Origin of the sequence: Mesorhizobium sp. IMUNJ 23232, from assembly GCF_044326205.1 — a bacterium.
Taxonomy (GTDB): domain Bacteria; phylum Pseudomonadota; class Alphaproteobacteria; order Rhizobiales; family Rhizobiaceae; genus Kumtagia.
Genome location: NZ_JBIRCY010000007.1, coordinates 81,145 through 100,719, shown reverse-complemented (window position 1 = coordinate 100,719; position 19,575 = coordinate 81,145). Strand labels below are relative to the sequence as shown.

16 protein-coding genes are annotated in these 19,575 nt (G+C 65.2%); 4 read left to right on the top strand and 12 right to left on the bottom strand.

All coding sequences use genetic code 11. From position 1 onward, the window contains the following. Positions 1–8 precede the first annotated feature (8 nt). Positions 9–782: a LamB/YcsF family protein gene (locus ACH196_RS07225; protein ID WP_396646124.1), complete on the bottom strand. Its 774-nt coding sequence runs from the start codon at positions 780–782 to the stop codon at positions 9–11. Beyond that, on the bottom strand, positions 779–1,777 hold the full coding sequence (locus ACH196_RS07220) for a biotin-dependent carboxyltransferase family protein (RefSeq protein ID WP_396646284.1): 999 nt from the start codon (positions 1,775–1,777) through the stop codon (positions 779–781). Before ACH196_RS07220 ends, ACH196_RS07225 begins: the two co-directional genes overlap by 4 nt. Positions 1,778–2,128: 351 nt before the next feature. Between ACH196_RS07220 and ACH196_RS07215 the strand changes: the two genes are divergently transcribed. The 3 genes from ACH196_RS07215 to ACH196_RS07205 are packed head-to-tail and all read left to right on the top strand — an operon-like array spanning position 2,129 to position 6,183. Beyond that, entirely contained in the window at positions 2,129–3,625 is a 1,497-nt protein-coding gene (locus ACH196_RS07215; protein WP_396646122.1) for an aldehyde dehydrogenase, read from the top strand. An 18-nt stretch (positions 3,626–3,643) separates the two neighbouring features. Then, entirely contained in the window at positions 3,644–4,999 is a 1,356-nt protein-coding gene (locus tag ACH196_RS07210; protein WP_396646121.1) for an aspartate aminotransferase family protein, read from the top strand. A 20-nt stretch (positions 5,000–5,019) separates the two neighbouring features. Beyond that, positions 5,020–6,183, top strand: coding sequence for an enolase C-terminal domain-like protein (locus tag ACH196_RS07205; RefSeq protein ID WP_396646119.1), 1,164 nt, complete (start codon positions 5,020–5,022; stop codon positions 6,181–6,183). A gap of 52 nt (positions 6,184–6,235) precedes the next feature. On the opposite strand, the gene ACH196_RS07200 is transcribed toward ACH196_RS07205, so the two are convergent. From ACH196_RS07200 to ACH196_RS07175, 6 genes are all read right to left on the bottom strand, one after another. Then, complete coding sequence (locus ACH196_RS07200; protein ID WP_396646118.1) at positions 6,236–7,180, bottom strand: NAD(P)-dependent oxidoreductase; 945 nt, start codon at positions 7,178–7,180, stop codon at positions 6,236–6,238. Then, on the bottom strand, positions 7,177–8,466 hold the full coding sequence (eno, locus tag ACH196_RS07195; protein ID WP_396646116.1) for a phosphopyruvate hydratase: 1,290 nt from the start codon (positions 8,464–8,466) through the stop codon (positions 7,177–7,179). Before eno ends, ACH196_RS07200 begins: the two co-directional genes overlap by 4 nt. After that, on the bottom strand, positions 8,463–9,491 hold the full coding sequence (locus ACH196_RS07190; RefSeq protein WP_396646115.1) for a phosphotransferase family protein: 1,029 nt from the start codon (positions 9,489–9,491) through the stop codon (positions 8,463–8,465). The genes eno and ACH196_RS07190 overlap by 4 nt, the downstream gene beginning before the upstream one ends. Positions 9,492–9,493: 2 nt before the next feature. After that, complete coding sequence (locus tag ACH196_RS07185) at positions 9,494–10,327, bottom strand: FadR/GntR family transcriptional regulator (RefSeq protein WP_396646114.1); 834 nt, start codon at positions 10,325–10,327, stop codon at positions 9,494–9,496. 134 nt (positions 10,328–10,461) lie between these two features. Next, on the bottom strand, positions 10,462–11,514 hold the full coding sequence (locus ACH196_RS07180) for a helix-turn-helix domain-containing protein (RefSeq protein ID WP_396646113.1): 1,053 nt from the start codon (positions 11,512–11,514) through the stop codon (positions 10,462–10,464). An 86-nt stretch (positions 11,515–11,600) separates the two neighbouring features. Beyond that, entirely contained in the window at positions 11,601–12,488 is an 888-nt protein-coding gene (locus ACH196_RS07175) for a helix-turn-helix domain-containing protein (RefSeq protein WP_396646112.1), read from the bottom strand. Between the two features lie 342 nt (positions 12,489–12,830). Here ACH196_RS07175 and ACH196_RS07170 point away from each other — a divergent pair, with 342 nt between their 5' ends. Further along, positions 12,831–15,653 (top strand): calcium-binding protein, encoded by a 2,823-nt coding sequence (locus ACH196_RS07170; protein WP_396646111.1) that lies wholly within the window; start codon positions 12,831–12,833, stop codon positions 15,651–15,653. An 89-nt stretch (positions 15,654–15,742) separates the two neighbouring features. Here ACH196_RS07170 and ACH196_RS07165 read toward each other — a convergent pair whose 3' ends face one another. From ACH196_RS07165 to ACH196_RS07150, 4 genes are all read right to left on the bottom strand, one after another. Next, the gene (locus tag ACH196_RS07165) at positions 15,743–15,967 is read right to left on the bottom strand and encodes a hypothetical protein (protein WP_396646110.1); all 225 of its coding nucleotides are present in this window, start codon (positions 15,965–15,967) and stop codon (positions 15,743–15,745) included. A 208-nt stretch (positions 15,968–16,175) separates the two neighbouring features. Beyond that, entirely contained in the window at positions 16,176–16,487 is a 312-nt protein-coding gene (locus ACH196_RS07160; RefSeq protein WP_396646109.1) for a hypothetical protein, read from the bottom strand. A 67-nt stretch (positions 16,488–16,554) separates the two neighbouring features. Further along, the gene (gene gnd, locus ACH196_RS07155) at positions 16,555–17,562 is read right to left on the bottom strand and encodes a phosphogluconate dehydrogenase (NAD(+)-dependent, decarboxylating) (RefSeq protein WP_396646108.1); all 1,008 of its coding nucleotides are present in this window, start codon (positions 17,560–17,562) and stop codon (positions 16,555–16,557) included. A gap of 118 nt (positions 17,563–17,680) precedes the next feature. Further along, the gene (locus tag ACH196_RS07150; RefSeq protein WP_396646107.1) at positions 17,681–19,492 is read right to left on the bottom strand and encodes an ATP-binding cassette domain-containing protein; all 1,812 of its coding nucleotides are present in this window, start codon (positions 19,490–19,492) and stop codon (positions 17,681–17,683) included. Between the last annotated feature and the right edge of the window lie 83 nt (positions 19,493–19,575).

Below are 19,575 nucleotides of genomic sequence, written 5' to 3'. Positions count from 1 at the left end.
TGTCTCCTCTAACCGACCGTCACCGGCTCGATGGCCACGCCCTCGTCGCGCAGCACCGAAATCACGGTCTCGGCGACGGCCACCGCGTTCGGCCCGTCGCCATGGATGCAGATGGATTGCGCGTCGATCGGAATGACCTTGCCGCTCACTGAGACGACCTCGCCGGATCGTACGAAACGGCGAACCCGCTCGGCGACGTCGGAGAGTTTCTTCTCGGTCTTCTTGCGCTCGACAACGATGCTGCAATCGTCGCCATAGAGCAGGTCGAAATACACCTCGCCGGCGACCTTTATGCCCGCCGCTTTCGCCGCGCGCGGCAGCGCGTGTTTTTCGAACGGCGCCGGCCAGTAGAGCAAGGGAGCCGGACAGGCGTCGACGATGGCGCGAGCCACGGCTTCAGCTAGCTCCTCCTCGACATTGAGCATCGAATAAAGCGCGCCGTGCGGCTTGACGTGGTGCAGTGCTATTCCGGCCGCCTCGACAAACGCCTTCAGCGCACCGGTCTGGTAGACAACCATGGCGTACGCCTCGTCCGGCGTGATGCGCATCGGCCTCCGGCCGAACCCTTCGAGATCGCGCAGGCCGGGATGCGCGCCGACGGCGATGCCGTTGTCGCGCGCGATGCCGACCGTGCGCTGCATCACCAGTGGGTCGCCGCCGTGGAAGCCGCAGGCGACGTTGGCGGTGGTGATCAACGGCAGCAGCGCCTCGTCTGCGCCGAGCGACCAGTTGCCGAAACTCTCGCCGCAGTCGCAATTGATGTCGATCGATTTCAGGCTCATGCAGCGGCCTTCTCGGCGAGCGCGTCGCGCGCGTCGCAAAGCTGCTTCCAGAGCCTGCGGATGACGCCCAGCCCCTCCGCTGCCTCCACGGCGCAGAAAGTAAGAATCTCGCCAGGCTTCAACTGGCCCATCTTGCCGAGATCGGCGGAGATCACCGTGGCGATCTTGGCATAGCCGCCGGCGGTCGGGTTCTCGACGCCCATGACGATCGGCTCGATGCCGCCGACCGGGATCACGTCGTCGACGATGTCGGCCGGCCCGGCACCGGCATCGTGGGTGAGGTAAGACGGGCGCGGATGCAGTTCGAGCGGCGGCCCGATCAGCCGCATGCCCATCCGGTCGGAGACCGGCGACAGTTTCCACTCGGCCGTGAGGAACGTCTGGACGCCTCTTTCGGTGAACATGAAATCCTGGGGGCCGAGCACGACGCGGATGACGCGCGGCTCGTCGGGCGTCGTCGGCAGGCCGGCGGGCACGCGGCGAGAGGCAATCGCCTTCAGGTCGCCCGATGCCGGCACGAGCCTGAGCAGGTCGCCCTTGCGCAGTGCCCGGCCTTCCAGCCCGCCCTGCGTGCCGCGCACATAGGTTGCGCGGCTGCCGAGCACCCGCGGAACGTTGAAACCGCCGGCAACGGCCAGATAGCCGCGCGCGCCGGCGCGGGCGACGCCGAGATGCAGTTCCGAGCCGCCTTTGACCGCGATCGGCTGAAAGCGCGGCACGTCTACGCCATCAAGTTTTGCGCCCATTTCGGCGCCGGCCAGCGCGATCACAGCGTCTTCCCGGAACCGCAGCTTGACGCCTTTCATCAGCATTTCCAGCCCCGCCGCGCCCGGCGCGAAACGCGACAGGGGAGGCGGCGTCAACTCGTTTCCGACGAGCAGGTTGGCGAGCGCCAGGCTGTAGAAATCCTGCGCGCCTGCCGGCGGGATGCCGCGCGACAGATAACCCGGACGGCCGCCGTCCTGGATCGTCGTTTGCATTCCCCCGTCCAGCACTTCGATCAAGACGTAGCCTCCGGTTCGATCTGCCAACGCCCGCCACCGCGTCGCGGCGCTGTGCGCGGCTCCATGGTGAGGCAAACCACGCTCGGCGTCGATGCGTCAGGATCGCCGTCCGCAGTCACGCCTGCGCGACTAAAATCAAAAGATTTTGTTCTTTTGTGTAACAACTATGGTTGGCGTTGCGAGGCTTGTCAATCGCTTGCGCCGGTTCGTCAGGGGCTTGTGTCGTGAACGAAGTGGCCGCTGCCCGCCATCTCCCGAACGCCCGGCAGTCAACGCTATTGACAGCGCATCGGCTCGATTTTATCAAAGGACAAGACTTTTTAATTTTAACGAGGAAACGCGGTGGCATCGGGTAGCGAAGGATCGGAGGTTCGCTTCCGGCACTGGATCGGCGGCGCCGAGACGGAGAGCGCCGGCTGCGCGACCTTCGCCACGGAAAACCCGACGACCGGCAAGATCTGGGGCCATTTCGCGCTCGGCCGCGCCGGCGAGGTCGATCGCGCCGTCGAAGCGGCGTCGAGCGCCTTCGAGACCTGGCGCAACCTTTCCCCGACGCGTCGCGGCCGCCTGATGATGAGATGGGCCGACGCCATCCTCGAAAACGCCGAGACCATCGGCCGCCTCGAATCCCTGCAGAACGGCAAGCTGCTGAACGAGCTCGTTCTGCAGGCGCGCATCGTGCCCGACTGGCTGTATTATTACGGCGGGCTGGCCGACAAGATCGAGGGTCGGGTCATTCCGCTGGATCGAGGTTCGGTGCTCAACTACACGCTGCGCGAGCCGCTCGGCGTGGTCGGCGTCGTCATGCCATGGAACTCGCCGCTGTTCCTCGCCATCATGGCCATCGCCCCGGCGCTTGCCGCCGGCAATACGGTGATCATCAAGCCGTCGGAAGTCACGCCGGCCTCGGTCATCGAGGCAGCCCGGCTGGCGGAGAGGGTCGGCGTCCCCAAGGGCGTCGTCAACGTCGTCACCGGCGACCGCGAAACGTCCGAGGCGCTGGTCAACCATCCTGACGTCGCCAAGATCGCCTTCACCGGTGGCGTCGAGGCCGGACGCGCCGTCGCGGTGGCAGCCGCCCGCCGCTTCGCCCATGTGACGCTGGAACTCGGCGGTAAAAGCGCCAACATCGTCTTCGACGACGCCGATCTGAAGCAGGCGGAGGCCGGGCTGCTTGCCGGCATCTTCGCCGCCGCCGGCCAGACCTGCGTCGCCGGCTCGCGGGCGCTGGTGCACCGCAAGCTGCACGCCCAGGCGCTGGAGATGCTGGCCAGGCGCGCCGCCTCGATCAAGATCGGCGACCCGCTCGACGCGGCAACGCAAATGGGGCCGGTGGCGACCCGCGCCCAACTCGCCAAGGATGAAGGCATGGTCGCCAAGGCGGTGGCGGAAGGCGCGGAGATCGTCCATGGCGGCGTGCGCGCCAATCCGCCCGGCCTGCCGGACGGCTTCTTCTTCGCGCCGACCATTTTGACCAACGTCAAGCCCGATTCCTACATCGCCCAAAACGAGGTGTTCGGGCCGGTCCTGTCGGTGATCCCGTTCGACGACGAGGATGAGGCTGTCGCCATCGCCAACGGCACGGCATTCGGGCTCGCCGCCGGCGTCTGGACGCTGAACATTCGCCGCGCCCACCGCATGGCGCGAAAACTCCAAGCCGGAACCGTGTGGGTCAATATGTACCGCGGCATGACCTTCAACTCGCCTTTCGGCGGCTACAAGGCCAGCGGCATCGGCCGCCAGAACGGCATCGAGGCCATCGACCAGTATCTGCAGACCAAGAGCGTGTGGTGCGAACTGGACGATTCCGTCCAGGACCCGTTCGTCATGCGTTCATAGCCAAGCCAAGAGCCAACCATGCATAGCCCGACCATCTCCGGCTCATCGATGCGCGCGACCGCGAAGAAGTATGTCCGGCATTTTCTCGCGGATTTCGCGACGCTCGAGAAGGAGTATCCGGACGGTTATCCGAAGATGATCGTCTCCGGCGAAGGTGCCTACGTCACCGACGAGGAGGGCCATCGCCTGCTCGATGCCGGCAGCCATCTCGGCGCTTGCCAGATCGGGCATGGTCGCAAGGAGGTCGCCCGGCGTATCGCCGAACAGGTGGAGAAGCTCGAATTCATCGCGCTGGATGCCGGCATATCGCACATCTACGTCGCCGAACTGGGCGAGCGGCTGGCGCCGCTGGTCGCCTGCGACGAGCCGGTGTTCTCGTTCACCAACAGCGGCAGCGAATCCAACGAACTCGCGTTCAAGATCGCCCGCACCTACCATTCGCGGCGCGGCCAGCCCGAGCGCACCAAGATCGTGTCGCGCGTCGGCTCTTACCACGGCTCGACCATCGCCGCTTCGGCTGCCACCGGCGTGCAGGCCTTCAAGAACGGGTTTGGGCCGCTAGCGCCCAATTTCCTGCACGCGCCCGCACCCTTTCCCGGCGGCGAGGCGGCGGGCCGCGACCGCGACACATGGTGGCGGGATTCGCTCGCCGACACGCAGGCGCTGATCGAGCGCGAGGGGCCGGACACGGTCGCCGCCATCATCGCCGAGCCGGTTGCGATCCCGCAGGCGGTGAAAATTCCGACGCGCGAATATTTCGCCGGCCTGCGCGCGCTCTGCGACCGCTACGGCCTGTTGCTGATCGTCGACGAGGTCGTCTGCGGTTTCGGCCGCACCGGAAAGATGTTCGGCGCCGAGCATTTTTGCGTGCGCGGCGACATCATCACCTATGCCAAGGGCCTGACCAGCGGTTACGTTCCGATGGGCGCGGTGGCGGTCTCGGGCATGGTCAACGAGGTGTTCAAGACGACGCCGCTGCTGCACCTCAACACCTATGCCGGCCATCCGGTGGCCTGCGTCGCGGCGCTGGCCGCGCTCGACATTATGGAACGCGAGAAGCTGACCGAGAACGCCGCCGCGATGGAGCACGTCTTGCGCGACGAGCTGGAGCGCATGCGCCAAGCGGTTCCGCGCGTCCGCGAGATATCGGTGATCGGCCTGCTCTCCAGCGTCGTGTCGGACATCTCAGATCTGCCGGATCCCGATGCGGTGCTGCGCAAGGCCCGCAAGGAAGCCTATGATGCCGGGGTGCTGCCGCGCTTCGCGCGTGACGGCAATAATCTCAGCGCGCATTTCTATCCGCCGCTGGTCGTCGGCCGCACTGACATCGAAAACGGCGTGCGCGCACTGGAAACCGCGCTGCGCACGCTTTGACAGGCTGACGGAAAGCTCCCATGCGCATCGTCGAGATCCGGGAAAGCGCGCTGCCGCTTTCCGCCAACATCCAGAATTCGGTCGTCAATTTTTCCGAACACACCGTCTCGCTGGTGGCGGTCATGTCGGACGTTATGCGCAACGGCAGGCCGGTGGTCGGCGTCGCCTTCGATTCCATCGGCCGCTATGCCCAGAGCGGCCTGATGCGCGAACGTTTCATCCGCCGGCTGATGGCCGCGAAGCCAGACGAGTTGTTGGACGAGACCGGCAAGGCCTTCGACACCGACAAAGCCTTCAGGGTGATGATGCGCAACGAAAAACCCGGCGGCCATGGCGATCGGGCGCATGCGGTCGCGGCCCTCGAACTGGCGCTGTGGGACCTGAACGCCAAGCTGAACGACGAGCCCGCGTGGAAGACCATCGCCAGGCATTTCGGCGTAAAGCCGTCGGAGCGTATGCCGGTCTATGCCGCCGGCGGCTATTATTATCCGGAGGACAATCTCGGCAGGCTGCAGGACGAGATGCGCCGCTACCGCGACATGGGTTACGAAAAGTTTAAGATGAAGATCGGCGGTGCCCCGCTACGCGAGGACATTGGTCGCATCGAGGCTGCGCTTAAGCTGGTCGGCCAGGCGGAGGACCTGGCGGTGGACGCCAATGGCCGCTTCGACGTGAAGGCGGCGCTCGACTACGGCGAGGCGATGACTGGTTTCGGCCTGCGCTGGTACGAGGAGCCGGGCGACCCGCTCGACTATCATCTGATGAGCGAGCTGGCGGCGGTCTACCCGCACAGATTGGCGACCGGCGAGAACCTGTTCTCCTGCCACGACGTCGACAATCTCGCGCTGTTCGGCGGGATGCGCAGAGGCAAGGACCTTTTTCAGATGGACCCGGCGCTGAGCTATGGCCTCGGCGAATTCCACCGCATGATCCGGTCGCTGGAAGCCAAGGGTTTTTCGCGCAGCGATGTGCATCCGCATGGCGGTCACATGATCGCGGTGCATATCGTGGTCGGGCTGGGACTCGGCGGCTCGGAAGCCTATCCCGGCGTGTTCGCGCCGGTCGGCGGTTACGCCGAGGAGTGTGTCGTCGGTGGCGGTGGCGTGACGCCGGGCGCGTCGCCGGGGTTCGGGCTTGAAGCGAAGGCCGATCTCGCCCCGCATATCAAGGCGCTGCTGGCGTAGAACTTTTCGGACTCGATCGAAGTCCGGACGCTTCGAGTTGTGCGCTCGCCGCTCAGGCGACGCGGTGCAGCAATTCCTCCCCCGCTTTCAGCCGCCGGCAGTTCTCGACCGCGACCGTCAGGCTGCGCTCGAAGGTTGCGCGGGTCAGCCACGCGATATGCGGCGAGACGACGACATTCGGCAGTGCAAACAACGGATTGCCGGCGGCGGCAGGCTCGGTGGCGAACACGTCGAGGCCGGCGGCGGCGAGATGTCCGCTCGCCAACGCCGCGACCAGCGCCGCCTCGGCGATCAGCCCGCCACGCGCCACGTTGACGACGATCGCGCCCGGCTTCAGGGCGGCCACCGATGCGGCGTCGAGCCAGCCATGCGTCCCCTCGCCGAGCGGCACATGCAGCGAGACGATATCGGCGCGGGCGAGCAGTTCGTCCTTGGTCACGAAGGGGAAGTGCACGTCGGGGTAGGAACGGCGCCCGGTGTAGATGATTTCCGCGCCCATCGCCGTCAGGATCGGCGCGAGCAGCCGTGGCACCGCGCCGAACCCGACCAGTCCGACGGTGCGTCCGCCGATCTCGCCCAACCCGCCCTGCCACTCCAGCGGCCAGGACCAGCCTTGTCCGGCGCGGGTCAGCGTGTCGAAACCCACCGTGCGGCGCAGGCAGGCGAGCATCAGCAGCAGGGTCAGTTCGGCGACGGCGCGGCTGTTGGTGCCCGGCATGTTGCAGACGGCGATGCCGCGCTTCTTCGCGGTTTCGAGGTCGATCGTGTTCACGCCGACGCCGATCTTCTGAATGAGTTTCAGTTTTGGCGCGCACTCGATCGCTTCGGCGGTCACCGGCCGCAGGATGTGCCAGAGCACGTCGGCCTCCGGCAGCGCCGACAGGTAGCCAGACTCTTCCTGCTCGCTGCAGAGCCGCACCGAAAGCCCTTCCGACGCAAGCCCCACGACGCGGTCGGCGAGCCATGATGCGCTGTCGAAGCGGAACAGGACGTTCATGGCCGGCCCCAGGGCAACGAGGCGCGTGGCGGCAATGCGCCGCCGGTCGGCAGCGCTTCCGACAGGCGCAGTCCCTCGTTCCACTTCGCCATGCGCTCGGAGCGCGTGAACGAGCCGACCTTGAGCTGCGGCACGCCCCATCCCACGGCGAGATGGACGATGGTGACATCCTCGGTCTCGCCGGATCGCGCGGACACCACCGCCGAGTAACCAGCCTCGCGCGCTGCATCCAGCGCCGCCTTGGTTTCCGTCAGCGTGCCGGCCTGGTTGGGTTTGATCAGCACCGCGTTGCAGGCGTCGACGGACGCGGCATGGCGGACGCGCGCTGCATTCGTGACAAGAAAATCGTCGCCGATGATCTGCATTCTTTCGCCCGCGGCCCTGGTGAAGGCGACGAGGCCGACCTCGTCGTCCTCGGCCAGCGGGTCCTCGATGGAGACAATCGGATAGCGCTTCGTCCAGCCGAGCAGCATGTCGATCATCTCGTCGCGCGACAGCGTGCGGTTCTCGCGGTCCAGCCGGTAGCGGCCGTTCTGGCCGAACTCGCTGGCGGCGATGTCGAGAGACACGGCGACGTCCTCGCCGGGACGGAAGCCGGCGCGCTCGATCGCCTGCACCAGCGTCGACAGCGCTTCCTCGTTGGATGAAAAGACCGGCCAGAAGCCGCCTTCGTCGGCGACGCCGGCGAGCTTTCCCTGTTCGGCAAGCAGTTTTCCGGCGGCACGGTAGACTTCCGCCGTCCAGTCGAGCGCGGTGGCAAAATCCTCGGCGCCGACCGCGACCACCATCAGGTCCTGGATGTCGATCCGCCGTCCGGCATGCGCGCCGCCGCCAAAGATCTGAATTTCAGGCAAGGGCACGCGCCCCGGCGCTTCATCGCCCGCAAAATATTTCCACAACGGCAGGCCGACGCCGGCCGCCGCCGCATGCGCGGCCGCCATCGAGGTGGCGATCAGCGCGTTGCCACCAAGCCTTCCCTTGTTCGGCGTGCCGTCGAGGTCGATCAGCGTGCGGTCGATGCCGGCCTGGTCGGTCGTGTCGAGGCCGGCCAGCGCCGGGGCGATTTCGGCCGCGATGCCGGCCAGCGCTTTTGTCACATCCATTCCGCCTTGCGGCGCACCGCCGTCACGCAAATCGACAGCCTCGCCGGAACCCGTCGACGCGCCGGCCGGCGCGATGGCGCGGCCGCGTGCGCCGCCCGAAAGTCCGATCTCCACCTCGACGGTGGGCCGCCCGCGCGAATCCCAGATTCTTCGCGCGGCCACGCTTTGGATGGCAGTCTTCATGCAATCTCCTTGCGCCACCGCTCGGCAATTTCGGCCGGCCTGGCGACCGGGTGCTTCAGCAGCCGGATCGCGAAACGCCGGACCAAATCCTTGTCCGCCTCGGCCGTGATGTATTCGACCGGCGATTTTCCGTCGATACGCGCCAGCATCAATCCCGGCAGGAGCGCCGCGACGCGGGCCTCGACGGCCGCAACCGGCTCCCACATCACGCCGGTGACATAGGCTTCGGACAAGGCTGCGAAACAGCGGAGGAAGCCGGCGCTCGCCGAGGGAGTCCACAGGCATTTCAGCAGCAGATGATTGAGCACGAAGGTCAGATCGAAGGCCGGATCACCGAACCAGGCGCATTCGGCGTCGAGGATCACCGGCCCCTTCGGACCCACAAGCATGTTCTTGGGGCTGACGTCGCCATGGACAAGGCAGCGTCGCGTGGCGGCGGTTGTCGCCGACAGGTCGAACAGCCTCTCGGCAACCTCCTCGTGCCTGCGCGCGGTCGCTTCGAGATATGGCTCCAGGCGGATCGCGTGGAAGGCGGCGTCGGTGGCGAAGCGCGCGGCGATGGCCGGATCGTCGGCAGTGGCGGAGTGGATCGCCGAGAGTACACGGCCGACCTCCGCAGCGAAACCGGCATCCGCGTGGCCATCGCGCAGCATTGTCTTCCAAAGCCCGAATTTTTCGGGCGGCAGGAAGCGCATCACCACCAGATGCCGGCCGACATCCTCGGCGATGAGTTCGGGTACATTATCGGGACGGATTGCGCCGGCCACCCGCATCCATTCGGCTTCAAAATGACTACGCTCCAGTGGTGCTTCCCAGACGGCCGCGACCTTCAGCCGGGCCAACGCCCGTTTGACGCAGAGTGCGCCGGCGGCGGTGGAAACCTTCCAGATTTCCGACGACACGCCGCCGCCGAGCGGTTCCAGAACCGGGCGCTCTCCTGGCCGCAGAAGATCGAGGCCCGTGAGGCCGGCCTGCACGTCGTCTTCGGAAGAAGAAGCGGGATCAACATGATCCCGGTCAGGCACGCTCATTTCGTGTGGCCCAGCACGACATCCTCGAGCGGCCGCAGATGCACGTCGATGGCGCGGGTGATTTCGGCGGGATCGCCGGTGCGCAGGGCGGCCAGCGTGTCCTCATGCAGTTCGATGACCGATTCCACGTCCTCGATCTCGGAGAAATAGGAGCGCATGCGCACGAACAGGTGCTCGAGGATCTGGTGCTGGTAGAGCGCCAGCGCGCTGCTGCGCGCGGCGCGGCCCATTAAATAGTGGAACTGGTGGTCGAAGCGGATGCGCACCGCAAGTTCGCTCCTGCGGTGGGTGCGCAGGCGCTCGATGGTCTCCTCCATCGCCGCGAAATCCTCCGGCGTGGCCCGCTGGGCGGCCATCAGCGCGATCTGCAATTCGATCGGCCGGCGCGCCTCGACGATTTCGGAAAGCTCGAAATGCCGAAGCGGACCGGCCATCGCCATGATCCGCTCGGGCACCTCATTGGTTTCGACGACGACGCCGCCATGCACCCCGCGCAGCGCGCGCACCACCGATGCGCTGGCCAGGACCTTCAGCGCCTCGCCGACCACCGGCTTGCTGACGCCCATCAGCCGCGCCAGCGCCTCGATGTTGGGCAGGCGTTCGCCGGGATGATAGGCGCCGGACAGAATGGCGAAAGTGATCTGCTCGACCACTTCCTCATGGGCCCGTGTGTTGGTGATGGGATGGAAATGCCAGCGCTCGGCTGCTTCGGGGTCGGCGTTGGCGATCAGCACGGCGTCGTCTCGATCGCGAAAATGCTGAAGGTTGAGGGAATGATCCGCCTCCGGTGTATTGTCGGGAATCACCACGACGAATGAGAAAACCTCCACGAATACTATGCAAATTGCGAAAAAAAACAACATGTTTTATGGTTTTGGCGAATGCAAAGCCGGCCCGGCGGGCATGCTTGGTCGGCTTCCGGCAAATCCGAGCGTCGGGTCGGCTTCGCGCGGACTTGGCGGCCTCACGGTTCTCGCAGGATCGTGTCCGGGCCGAGAAGTCGGTCGGGCGGGATGGTGCGCTCTCCGCTGCGCATGTCTCGCGGCGTCATGCCAAACTGCGCGCGAAAGCAGCGGTTGAAATAAGAGACGTCGTTGAAGCCCGCCTGCCGGGCGATCTCGCCAATGCCGGCAAGGTCGTGATGCGGGTCCGACAGCATCGAGACGGCAAGGCCGAGGCGCAGTTCCATGACGATCCGTGAAAAGACGAGGCCACGCTCGTCCAGCAGCTTGTGCAGATAGCTTTCGGACATGTTGACGCGCGCCGCCACTCTCGCCGGACCGATCGACGGTTCGGCGAAGCAGCGCTGGATCTCGGTCAGGATGGAGCGCAGCCGCGCGGCGCGCAGGCCGCGGTCGCGCGCCTGTTCAGTGGCTTCCGCCGTTGGCTGCAGGCCCATGACGATGAGGTCGAGCAGATGTTCGCCCGTCTTGGCGGCGAGCAGGGGGTCGGAGAAGTCGGCCTCGGAGTTGTAGATGGAATCGATGTAGATGCCGAGCAGCCGCATGGCGTTGGTGTCGACATTGAGGATCGGCGGCGACGACAGGGCGCGCACCCGCTGGGTGTTCCTCAGCGCAGCGCGCGGCACCACGATGTCATAGTCGACGCCGCTGGTGTTGGCATAGACGTTGCTGATCTGGCCATTGTCGATCAGGGTGTAGCTGTTGGGCTGCTGGATGACGTCGACATCGCCCTGGATGAGGCGGTAGGAGCCGGAAAGCGCCACGCAGAGCCCGTAGTCGTCGCGCCCGTCGGAGAGATGGCGGCCCAGTCGGGCCCAGTGGGCGGCGCTGCAATCGCCGCGATTGATCTTCAGTGGACCGAGCGAAAGCGTCTCCAGTCGCCCGTAGAACGGCGTGTTGGTCGAGACGTTGAAGTCGAAAGTGGCGAAGGTGCGTGACAGGTGGTCGGTCCACGCGTCGAGCCGGTCGGCGGGCGCAAAGGCGCTGGTGTCGAACACCAGCGCGCCGCGCGGAACAGCCGGCTTGGTCGCGGCCTGCACGCGTTTACGGCTCATCGCGCGACAGCCCTGCGCGTGCCTCCGCCTGCCGCGCGGCGGCTACCGGCGGGGAGAGTGTGCGGACGCCGTTTCATGCGGCCTCGTCACACCCTGCCGGCCCGTACGGCGCCCGGCGCGTCGCCAAAGCGAGCGCGGAAGGCCCGGTTGAAATAGGACAGGTCGTTGAAGCCGCAATCGTAGGCGATCTGGCCGATGCGCAGGTGGTCGTTGCGGTAGTCGTCGAGCAGGTCGCGCGCCCGCTTCAGCCGCAGTTCCATCACCAATTTGCTGAACACCAGCCCGCGCTCCTCCAGCAACTGAAAGAGGTAGCGTGGCGAGATGTTGACGGCGGCGGCGACCGATTGCGGGCAGATCGCCGGATCGCGGAACCGGCTGTTGATCTCGCCGAGCACGACGCCGAGGCGCGCCGCCTTCAGCCCGCGGTTGCCGGCCTGATGCGCCACGTCGCGGCAGGGCGCAAGGCCGAGTATGGCGAGGTCCAGCAGGTGATCGCCGACTTTCTGCGAGATGACGGGATCGGAGAGATCCTGTGCCGCCGCGAAGATCGAGGTGACGTAGGAGCGCAGCAGGCGCAGCGGCTGGGAAGCACTGTCGATCGCGATTTCGGAGCTGAAGTCTTGTCCGCGCTGGCTGGTGTGGACGGCGGCGCGCGGCACGACGATCTGGTAGTCCGCGCCGCTGGTATCGACGACGCATTCGCTCGGCCGCGCCTTGTCGATCAGCACGAAATCACCCGGCCGGCGCACGATATCGGCGCCGCCTTGCGTCAGCCGGTAGCCCGAATCGATCGACATGCACAGATTGTAGTTTTCCTGGCCGTCGGCGAGGTGATTGGCCCGCCGGCTCCAGCGGCCGCCTGAGCAATCGACCCGGTTGATGCGGATCGGACCGATGTCCATCGACACGACAGCCCCGTAGAACGGTTCGTCATTGTTCGGAAAATAATCGAACTCGGCCAGGCGATCCGACATGAAATCGCGCCAGGCGCGAAGCCGGACGGCCGGCGCGGCCGTGCTCGCGGCGTCGAAAACGACTGCGCCTCGGGGCACCGATGGGGCGGAAACCGACTGAACTGCCAGTTGAGCCATAGCCAAACTCCCTCAGCGCGACCTTGAACCTATTCCCGGCGATTTCAAGCCAAATCGAAGCGGTCTGCATTCCAGTCCAAGAACTGTACGCGCCAGTCCAAATCCTCTGCGCGGCGCGCCTGCTGGAACGCGCTCCGCTCCAAGACCGACTCCGCCGCTCCCCTTAGAGTCAGTGCCATTCGCCCGACCCAGTGAGGCGGGCCGACCACAACAGGAGAAAATATCATGGCACTTACAATCAGTCGCACCATGAAGGTGCTGCAGTCGGAATTCACGGCCAACAGCTACAATTTCGGCAACCAGCTCGCGCCCGACGCCCTCGGGCTGTCGAATGGCGGCTTTGTCGTCGCCTACAACAACAACAGCCTGTCCGATGGCGCCATCCGTCTTGACTTCTACGATGCCGACCAGACCATCATCGGCACGTCCAAGGTTCCCTACAAGGGCACCCATACCGACGCGGTCGGTGAACCATCGCTGACCGAACTCGCGGGCGGCAAGGTGCTGGTCGTCTGGGACGACAACAACGAGACCAATGCCGACAATTACGATCCCGGCCTCAAGGGCGCGATCTTCGACAGCCAAGGCAACGTGGTCAAGCTGGAGTTCCCGCTGACGAGCGAAAGCGTCGTGGCAACGGGCGTCGACGTGACCGCGCTTAGCAACGGCAATTTCGTCATCAGCTACGGCAAGGACGGCGCCACCAACCAGATCAGCTACAGGCTGTACGACGCGAACGGCGTTGCGCTCGGAGCGGCGAGCAAGGTCAACGTGTCGGACACCGGCACGCAGGAAGGGGCGCAAATCACCGCTCTGTCCAACGGCGGCTTCGCCGTAGCCTGGATGGCCGACAGCGGCGACGGCTCGCCGACCGCCAGCTTGCGAGTCTATAACGCCGCCGGCACTCCCGGCGCGCCGATCGCGCTCTCGACCAACTGCTTCGATCTGGCGCTGACCGGCCTCGACAACGGCAACATCGCGGTTGTGGTCCGCGAGGACGGGCTGTCCTATGACTTCAAGCTGAAGATCATCGCGCAGGACGGCACCGTCCTGAAGACGGCGAATATCGCTGGCAATCCGACGCACCCCGCAACCCAGCCGGACATTGTCCAGCTCGACAGCGGACATATCGTGGTAACCTGGACGCATGAGCACAGCTCGACTGACCACGACATCTATGGATCGTTGTTCGACGCCGCCGGCAACCTCCTGAAGATCGACGGCAGCGCCACCTTCGCCATCACGGCCGGCACCACCGACGACGTCAAGTCGACGGTGACGGACATGGTGGGCAACGGGTTCCTGACCGCCTGGCAGGTGACGGATCCGAACGGAGCCAACGGTTCGTCGATCGAGGCCGAGATCAACGCGTTCGTCAACGTCGTGAAAGGCGACAACGCTGCCGACACCTATACCGGCGACAGCCTGAAGGACGAGATCGAGGGCGGCGGCGGCAAGGATACGCTGTCGGGCGCCAGCGGTGACGACTTCATCAACGGCGGCTCCGGCAACGACTTCCTGGACGGCGGCGCCGGTTCCGACCAGATATTCGGCGGCATCGACAACGACATCATCCATGGCGCGGTGTCGAACGATTCCAGCACCTGGATGGAGGGCGACGAGCTCTATGGCGAGGCGGGCGATGACTTCATCGCCGGCTACTGGGGCGACGACTTCATCATGGGCGGCGCTGGCAAGGATACGATCTCCGCCGCGAAGGGCGATGACCGCATCTGGATCAACAAGGGCGACGTAGTGGCCGGTGAGGCCATCGACGGCGGCGATGACGAGGACACGCTGGTGCTGAACGCAATCAACGTCCCCTCGACGATCGACATCTCGGCATTGTCGCTCTTCAACGTCGAAAAGATCGAGCTCGGCGGCGCCTTCGGCGAACCGACCACCTTCGTCATGGATGCCGGCCTGTTCTGGGGACAGAACGAGGAGATGATCATCGACGGGCACAACAGCCAGAAGGACACCGTAGTCATCAACATGGGGGCGACTACCAACGCCAACCTGTTTCTCCTGAATATGGATCTCTCGGCTTTCCCGGGTTTCGAGGACCAGGTCATCATCAACGGCGACGGCGATGCCGAGAAGATCCGCGGTACCGAATGGGCGGAAACGATCAACGGCAATGGTGGCACCGACACCATCCATGCCGGCAATGGCGACAAGGTGTTCGGCGGTGCCGGCGACGACACGCTGCATGACAGCGGCGGGCACATCAAGTTCGATGGCGGCGACGACATCGACACGGTGAGCTATGCGACCCAGGGTCAGGTGAAGGCTTCGCTCGATGCCGCCTTCCAGAACAACTTCGCGGCTCAGGGCGACAGCTTCGCGGCGATCGAGAACCTCATCGGCTCGGCCAAGAACGACTGGCTGTTCGGCGACTCTGGCGCAAACGTACTGGATGGTGGCTTCGGCGACGACATCCTCTATGGCGGCGACGGTGGCGACAAGCTGATCGGCGGCGACGGGATCGACACGGCGCATTATTCCGGTGCGGATGCCGGCGTGATCGCCAGCCTGGCGAACCCGTCGATCAACTCCGGCTTCGCCAAGGGTGACAGCTACGTCTCGATCGAGAACCTCAGCGGGTCCAAGTACGACGATGCGCTGAATGGCGACAACGCCATCAACACCATCCGCGGCGGCGTCGGCGGCGACAGCATCAAGGGCTATGGCGGCAACGACACGCTGGTCGGCGACGCCGGCGCAGACAAGTTCATCTTCAACTCGGCGCTGGACGCCGCGGCGAACGTGGACACGATCACCGACTTCGACGCTGCGGACGACACGATCCAGCTCGACGACGCGGTCTTTACCGCGCTGAAGAGCCTCGGCGTGCTCGACGCGTCTTTCTTCCGGGCCAATGCAAACGGGCTTCCTGCCGACGCCAACGACTACATCGTCTACGAGACCGACACCGGCAAGCTGTTCTACGACGCGGATGGAAACGGCGCGAACTTCGCCGGCGTCCAGTTCGCCACCCTGACCGGCATGCCGACGATCACCGCGGCCGATTTCGAGGTGATCTGAGGGTTACGCGCCCTTGGACGAACGCCAATCGGCAGAAATGCAAACCCCGCCGTTTCGACGGCGGGGTTTGTGCGTCTGGGTTTGCTGGATCAGCGCCGATGCGCGCGCTCGCTAGGCCTCTCGAAATACGGCGCGCCCATCATATCCGCGATTTCCTCGATCGGTTCCCCGACAGCGAGCCGCGTGCCGGGGGCCGTATATCTTTCATCGAATTGAATCGTTGAGCCACCATTCTTGGTTGGCAAAGCACCGCTGATCTTCGAGATGTTGACCAGAACCGGCTTATCGTCGCTTTTGGTGAGTTTGATCCACATGGTTCCTGTGTATCCGGTTACGCCCCGTCACCTTGTTCGCATATGCAAACCAAATAGGAAAGCTTTGTTGCACTGCAGGATTGCTGTGGCGCTTGCCGCCCGCACGATATGTTGACGCAACGCTGCGAGTTTTCGGGTCACGATGCAATCAAGGCGTGGGCCTGCAACCGGCATCAATCCGTTGATTTACGGTGGGTGGCGCGCGCCGCTACTTTTGCCTCTTGCGCTGCGCCAGAACTTCGTCGGTGCCGACATGCTTTTTCGCCCGGCCGGCGATTGTCGTAGAGACGACGGAAGGCGGGTCGCTGGCGGGGAACGTGTCCTCGAGGCCTTCCTGCAACTGTTCCTCGAGCGTTTCCGAATATTCCGACCGGCCGAGGGTGCGGCGTTTCGAGACATCCTCGCGGTCCCATGCCGGCCGAGGCAACAAGCCGGCCGGTCGCGTCCTGATCCATCCGTTCTCCCGGGCGACGCGATAGGCCGCAAGACCCATCAATCCACACAAAGCCAGTCGAAGCATCGGAAACTCCCATTCATCTCCGAACTCCAAGGGATTGCGGCGGGTTCCCTGTTTTGGATCAATGCACCTATTTCGGCTTCTCGACATGACCGCCGAATGCGTAGCGCATGGCCGACAGCAGCTTGTCGGCAAATTCCGATTCGCCCTGGGAGCTGAACCGGTCGAACAAAGCGGTGGACAGAACCGGGGCAGGCACGCCTGTGTCGATTGCTGCCTTCAACGTCCAGCGGCCTTCGCCTGAATCGGAGACCCGCCCGCCGAACTGCGTCAGGCTGGAATCGCTCTTGAGAGCGCCGGCCGTCAGGTCGAGCAGCCATGATCCAATGACGCTGCCGTGCCGCCAGACCTCGGCGACGGCTGCGAGATCAACGTCGAACTGGTAATATTGCGGTTCCGAAAGCGGAGTCGTCTCGGCGTCCGCCTCGCGCTGCTGTTTTCCGGAATTTGCGGCCTTCAATATGTTCATGCCCTCGGCATAGGCGGCCATGACGCCGTATTCGATGCCGTTGTGGACCATCTTTACGAAATGGCCGGCCCCGCTCGGGCCACAGTGGAGGTAGCCGAACGGCGCTGTGCCGGCGCCTTCGGCAGGGACGGGCGCGCCGGCATCAGGGCCGGGCGCCAGGGTCGCGAAGATCGGATCGAGGTGACGCACGGCGGCGTCGGGACCGCCGATCATCAGGCAATAGCCGCGGTCGAGACCCCAGACGCCGCCGCTGGTGCCGACGTCGACGTAGCTCAGGCCCCGCGATTGCAGCCGCGCCGCCTGGTCGACCGCGTCGCGGTAGTTCGAATTGCCGCCGTCGATGATGATGTCGCCTGGCTCCATCAGCGCCGCGACCTGCTCGACGACCTTGCCGGTGATCGCCGCCGGCAGCATCAGCCAGACGCTACGCGGCTTGGCCAGACCGCCGACGAAGGCTTCCAGCGACGCAGCGCCGGTTGCACCATCCTTGGCCAGCGCCGCCACGCTTGCGGGATTGATGTCGTAGACCACGCATTCATGGCCGTCGCGCAGCAGGCGGCGAACCATGTTCGCACCCATCCGGCCCAGTCCCATCATTCCGATCTGCATGTGTTTTCTCTGGCGCTTGGGGAGGCAGCATTTTGCTGATACCGCCTATTACCTGACATTTTCCGGCCTATGTCGACAGGGAATATTTTATGCGACGGCGGTTCGGCGGCGCGGCAGCCTATGCGGCGGCCGGCGCCAGGGTACCGCTCGCCATCAGCCCCCAGAGCTGGTCGGCGGTAAGGTTCTTGACGGAGCCGTCATAGACGACACGCCCGAGGCTGAGCACGACGATCCTGTCTGCCAGCGCCCGCACGGTGGCGAGGTCGTGGGTGACCAGGATGACGCCGGTGCCGCCCGCCGCGATCGAGCGGATCAGGTTGACGACCTGCGCCGTCTGCCTGACGCCGAGCGCCGCCGTCGGCTCGTCCAAGCAGATCAGTTTGACGTGTTCGGTCAGCGATCGGGCGATGGCGATGGACTGGCGCTGTCCGCCGGAGAGCGAGCGCACCAGCACGTCCTCGTCGCGCAGCCTGACGCCAAGCGCACCCAGCCGCTCGCGGCATTGTTCGGCTGCCTTGCGGTCGTCGCGAACCGGCAGGATGCCGAGCCAGCGTCGGGTCTCCTCGCGGCCGAGGATCATGTTGTGGGCGACGCTGAGGTTCGGGCAGAGCGCCAGATCCTGGTAAACGGTCTCCAGGCCGGCGGCGCGCGCATCCTGCGGGCTCCGGAAAGCGATCGGTCTGCCTTCCAGCGTCATCGAGCCCGCGTCGGGATGGATGGCGCCCGAAATGATCTTCACCAAGGTCGATTTTCCGGCGCCGTTGTCGCCGAGCAGGCAGACGATCTCGCCCTTGCCGACGCTGAAACTTGCTTCTTCAAGCGCCGTCAGCGCGCCGTAGGATTTTCGCGCGCCGGTGATCGTAAAGGCGACGGGCGGGGAGCCAGCATTGTCGGGGTCCGCCGAAACGGTGTTCGGAGCCCTGGCCGATGCTGTCTGGCTTCCGTCGGCGACGGTGAAATTTGTCGCCGATGTTTTCGAGTGCCGGCCGCGAAAGCTGACTGCGGCCTGGTCGGCGACCAGCGCCAGCAGCAGCATGCCGCCGACAGCGATCGACTGCCACCAAGACTGGAGGCCGACGAAGATCAGTCCGGCGTTGAGGATGCCGATGGTCGCGACGCCGATGGCGATGCCCAGCGGCCGCCCCGCTCCGCCGGAAAAGGCGACGCCGCCGAGGATCGCGGCGGTCAGCACGTCGAGTTCGAAGCGCACGCCGATCGTCGGCGTGATGCTGCCCAGCCGTCCGGCGATCAGCACCGCGACGAGGCCGATCAGCAATCCGTTTGCACCATAGAGACCGACGACGGTGCGCCCGACCGGAATGCCGCAGAGTTCAGCGGCGCGCGGGTCTCCGCCGATGGCATAGATGCGCAGCCCGATCACCGTGCTGGTCAGCACGAAGGCGCCGATTATGAAGACGGCGACGGCTATCAGCACGGTGAACTGGATGCCGAACAGTTTTCCACGGCCGAGTTCGAGCAGGGCCGGCGGGAAACCGTAGACGGCTGTGCTGCTGACGACGAAGGCAAGTCCGCCATAAAGCGCTAACATCGCCAGCGTCACGATCAGCGGCGAGATGCTGAGCCTGCGCACCAGAAGGCCGTTCACAAGGCCAAGAACCAGGCCGAGGCCGAGGCCGACGCAGATGGCCAGCACGGCGCTTTGCGTCGCCACCGCCACCTTGGCGACGATGATGCCGATCAGAGCCACCATGCTGCCGATGGAAAGGTCGACATAACCTGCGATCAGCAGAGCCGAAGTCCCCAGCACGGCGATCAGGATGGAGGTCGAATTGACGCCGATGACGACAAAATTGTCGAGGCTGAAGAAGGAGGCGTTGAGCAGCGAGAACAGGATGATCAGTCCCAGCGCCACCAGAGCCAGCCCGACCCGCCCGGACGCCACGCCAGGCGCCTTGATGCCCGGCAGCAACGATGAAATCCAACCTGCCCGCATTGGTGTCGCCAGCCGCTCCGATCGAACGTTCGATGTGCTCATAGCATTGTTGGCCTTTG